Source organism: Candidatus Eremiobacteraceae bacterium (assembly GCA_035314825.1).
GTDB lineage: Bacteria > Vulcanimicrobiota > Vulcanimicrobiia > Eremiobacterales > Eremiobacteraceae > JAFAHD01.
This window is the reverse complement of the sequence record DATFYX010000054.1, coordinates 1-4113: the sequence shown is the minus strand read 5'-3', so window position 1 is coordinate 4113 and position 4113 is coordinate 1. Positions and strand designations below refer to the sequence as shown.

Sequence of the window (4113 nt, the reverse complement as noted above, 5' to 3'; positions counted from 1 at the left end):
GACGCCGGTCAGCTCGGCCGGATCACCGGGACCGTTGCTCACCACCAAGCCGTCCGGCTTCAACTTGAGCAAGTCCTCGAACGACGCATCGAACGGCGCTTCGATGACCTCCGCGCCTGCCGCCGCCAAGCAGTCCGCGATGTTCTCTTTAGCGCCGCAGTCGAGCAGCGCGACGCGCACCTTGCCGCCGTGGCGGTCGAGCTGGCTGCCGCTCTCGACGGCGCGGACGAGCTGCGGCGTCGTCGGTGGCGCGGAAAGATAGCGTTGCAGCGCCGCGGGCGCATGCCTGATGGCCTCGTCGCCGAGCGCGAGCACCGACGCCATCGTTCCCGCCTCGCGCAGGCGTATGACCAGCGCGCGCGTGTCCACGCCTTCGATGCCGCGCACGCCGCTCGCCGCCATCCACTCGTCGAGCCGGCCGCTGCTGCGATAGTGGCTGGGATGCTTGCTCAGGCGTTTGAACACCGCGCCCGCACAGCAGATCGTCGCGTGTTGCCTGACGCCGGGGTCGACGCCGTAGTTGCCGATGAGCGGGTAGCAGAACACGATGATCTGCCCTGCGTACGAGGGATCGGTCAGCGCCTCTTCATAGCCGGTCACGCCGGTGAAGAACACCGCCTCTCCCAAGGCGGTGCCGTCCGGTCCGACCGCGGCGCCTTCGTACGCCGCGCCGTCGGCGAGCAGCAGGAGCGCCGGCCGCCTCACGTGCGCCGTTCCTTGGCGGCCAGTTCGGGCGTAGTGCGCGCCGGCTGGCGCGCTTCGCTCGCGCCGGCGCGCGGCTCATCGGCGAGCCGATAGACGATCGCGCCGCCGACCACGGTGAGCGCGGGCCGCACCTTGAACGTGCGCCCGGCGAACGGCGTGACTTTGCCCAGCGAGCGGAAGTTGCTTGGTTCCACCGTCCACGGCCTGTCGAGATACAGACCGGTGATGTCGGCCGGCGCGCCGACCGCTAACGTGCCGCCGCGGACGTTGAGCAGTGCGGCGACATTGCTGGAGAAATTCCCCACCATCGTCTTGAGCGGCGCGTCGGGCAGTGCGTCGAACGTAGCGGCCACGGCGGTCTCGAGCCCCGAGAAGCCGACGCAGGCGTGGGAGAGCGGCGGCTCTTTCTCCGCCGTCGCGTGCGGGGCGTGATCGCTGGCGAAGATGGTGACCGTGCCGTCGAGCACGGCCTTGCGCAGCGCGGCGACGTCGGCGGCGGTGCGCAGCGGCGGATTGACGCGCATCGCCGCGTTGAAATTGAGCAGCAGCTCGTGCGTGCATTGCAGGTGGTGCGGCGTGACTTCGGCGGTCACACGCACGCCGGCGCTGCGCGCCCAGCGGAAAACGTCCAGCGTCATTCGAGTGCTGACGTGGCACAGATGCCACGCTTTGCCCGTCGCCTGTGCGACGAGCAGATCGCGTGCGGCGATCGCCGCTTCGGCGAGCGCCGGCGAGCCGGGCACGCCTAAGAGGTCGCTCACCTCGCCCTCGTGCATGAGCGCATCGGCGAAGCTCGGGTCTTCGCAGTGCGACAACATCGGTTGCGGCAGGTCGGCGATGAGCTTGGCGGCGTGGTAGAGGGTCTTGAGGGACTTGGTGGCGTTGCCGTCGTCTGAGAACGCGACCGCGCCTGCAGCCGCCATCGAGCGCAGCGCTGCGAGCGCTTCTCCTTCTCTTCCTCTTGTGACCGCCCCGATGGGATAGCAGCGCACGCTGCGCATGGCGGCCGCGTCGCCGATGAGGCGGGTCACTTTAGCCGCGTCGTCCATCGCCGGGCGCGTGTTCGGCATCGCCGCAACCGCGCTGAAGCCGCCGGCGGCAGCGGCCGCAAGCGCGGTCTTGAGCGTTTCCTTATGGGTCTCGCCGGGCTCGCGCACGTGGACATGCGGATCGATGAAGCCGGGGCAGAGCACCATGCCCGCGCAATCGACGCGCTCGGTGTGCGGATCGGCGGCTGAGGGCGCGCGGTCGAGCAGTGCGGTGACGACGCCGTTGCGCACGACGATGGTGCGTATCGCGTCGAGACCGAGCACCGGATCGACGACACGCGCGCCCACGAAGTCGCGGTTTTCGGCCTTAAGCATGAGGCTCATCGGGCGCGCCCCGCGAGCGGCCGCTCAAGACCGCGCAGCACTCGTTCAAGCACCGCCATGCGCGCGTAGACCCCATTGGCCACCTGACGCTCGATGCGGCTGCGCGGATGCGTGACCAGCTCATCGGCGATCTCCAACCCGCGGTTGACCGGTCCAGGGTGCATGATGACGGCGTGCGGCGGCAGTTTGGCGAGCCGAGCCGGCGTCAGCCCATAACCCGTGGCGATGTCCTCGAACGGCGGCAGCTCACTTGCGTCGCCTCTTTCCTTTTGAATGCGCAGCAGCATGAGCGCATCGGCGGTCGGCAAGCACGCGTCGAGATCGGTCGCCAGATCGGCGAAGCCCCACCCCGGGGCCGAAAGCGTCAGCAGCAGCGGCGGGCCGCACAGCGTCACGCGCGCGCCGAGCAGCCAAAGCGCGCGTGCGGACGAGCGAGCCACGCGACTGTGGCGGATGTCGCCCGCGATCACGAAGCGTCGGCCTTCCAAACTGCCGAGCTCTTCGACGAGCGTCATCGCATCGAGCACGCCCTGCGTCGGATGCGCGTGCCAGCCGTCACCGGCGTTGATGACCGCGCCGGAGAAGTAGCGCGCGAGCGCGTGCGGAAATCCGCTCTCTTGATGGCGCACCACGATCGCATCGGCGCCGAGCGCGGCGATCGTGCGCGCCGTGTCCTCGAGCGTCTCGCCTTTGGACATCGACGATCCGCCGGTGTCGAACGCGAGCCAGTGCGCGCCGAGCTGCTGCGCCGCGAGCGCGAACGAGTTCGCGGTGCGCGTGCTGGGCTCGAAGAACATGCCGAGGATGGTGCGTCCGCGCAAGCGCACGCCCGCGTCGGGGACGCCCTTCTTGAACGCGTGGGCGCGCACGATCAACGCCTCGAGTGCCGGCCGTTGGACGTCGTCGAGGTCGAGGAAATGCGCCGGACTCGTCATTTGGGTCCGTACAGGACGACGCGATCGGCGTCGTTGGCCGTCCCATGCAGCTCGACGGCGATGTGCTCGACGCGCGACGTGGGCACGAAGCGCCCGCAATAATCGGCTTGGATCGGCAGCTCGCGCAGGCCGCGGTCGACGAGCACGCACAACCGGGCGGCTTGCGGCCGCCCCATGTCGGTGATCGCGTCGAGCGCGCTGCGGATCGTGCGGCCGGTGAAGAGCACGTCGTCGACGATGACGACTTCTTTGCCGGCGACGTCGTCCGCGATGTCGCTTTCAGGCATCTCGCGCTGGGCGGCGTCGTCGCGGTACAGATTGATGTTGAGGAATCCGATGGCGACGTCGACGCCGGTGCGGCGCTTGATCTCGGCATGGATGCGGCGGACTAGGTTCTCGCCGCCTTTGCGGATCCCGATCAGCAGCAGATTGTCCGAGGCGCCGTTGGGTTCGATGATCTGCTGGGCCAGGCGCTCGATCGTGCGCTGCAGCTGCGCAGCAGAAAGCACGACGCGCTTTTCCTGCAGCGTGTCGTCCCGCGTCGTCCTCACTCTGGTCTCCAGCCCTTTCGCGTTAATGGTGCACGAGCCGGACTTGGGTATTCTTGGCTAGGCGTATTCGGGCCTGCCTGGCCGCTCGTTTTCGACGCGTTTCCACGTTAGTAATGGGTACGCTATACTATAGAGCATAGAAAAGCGCAGAAGACGCACCGATCCTCTCGAAGGGAGATCTACTGAGGTGAGTTCTCGAAAACCGCTCCTGATAGGAGTCGCCGCCCTCCTCGTCGTCGCTTGTGCAACGGCGCCGCGGCCGTCCCTGGGCGCCACGGACGCCCAAACGAACGCGTGCCGCAATCGGGTAGTCCAGACATATCCCGGGACCAATCCGTCCAACGTCGGCATCAACCAGATCTGGGAGTCGAACGGCAGCGTTCGGCTCGATTGGTCTGCCGGCGGCAACGCGAGCGGATTATGTGTCATCGGACCACGCAACGAGGTATATCAGTTCGTGAACAATGCCCCCGCGTGGCAGAACGGTTCGACGTGGCAGGCACCCAGCGGCAATCAAAACTTCGGCAACGTGCCGGGCCTCGGACAGTT

Annotated in this window: 5 protein-coding genes; 1 reads left to right on the top strand and 4 read right to left on the bottom strand. The window is 67.8% G+C overall.

The annotated features are described in order from the left end of the window. The 4 genes from VKF82_07140 to pyrR all read right to left on the bottom strand — a co-directional run. The coding region (locus VKF82_07140) for a carbamoyl-phosphate synthase domain-containing protein (protein HME81836.1) at nt 1–705 on the bottom strand (705 nt) is incomplete at its 3' end. Further along, complete coding sequence (locus VKF82_07135) at nt 702–2078, bottom strand: dihydroorotase (GenBank protein HME81835.1); 1377 nt, start codon at nt 2076–2078, stop codon at nt 702–704. The genes VKF82_07135 and VKF82_07140, both read right to left, overlap by 4 nt. After that, the gene (locus VKF82_07130) at nt 2075–3013 is read right to left on the bottom strand and encodes an aspartate carbamoyltransferase catalytic subunit (GenBank protein HME81834.1); all 939 of its coding nucleotides are present in this window, start codon (nt 3011–3013) and stop codon (nt 2075–2077) included. Before VKF82_07130 ends, VKF82_07135 begins: the two co-directional genes overlap by 4 nt. Continuing rightward, entirely contained in the window at nt 3010–3564 is a 555-nt protein-coding gene (pyrR, locus tag VKF82_07125; protein ID HME81833.1) for a bifunctional pyr operon transcriptional regulator/uracil phosphoribosyltransferase PyrR, read from the bottom strand. Before pyrR ends, VKF82_07130 begins: the two co-directional genes overlap by 4 nt. 187 nt (nt 3565–3751) lie before the next feature. Between pyrR and VKF82_07120 the strand changes: the two genes are divergently transcribed. After that, nucleotides 3752–4113: hypothetical protein (locus tag VKF82_07120; GenBank protein ID HME81832.1), on the top strand; the 362-nt coding region annotated here is incomplete at its 3' end.

What these genes read in the sequence shown, in the direction of transcription:
- VKF82_07130 (HME81834.1), bottom strand. Translation starts at nt 3,013, where the DNA reads ATGACGAGTCCGGCGCATTTCCTCGACCTCGACGACGTCCAACGGCCG.
- VKF82_07135 (HME81835.1), bottom strand. Translation starts at nt 2,078, where the DNA reads ATGAGCCTCATGCTTAAGGCCGAAAACCGCGACTTCGTGGGCGCGCGT.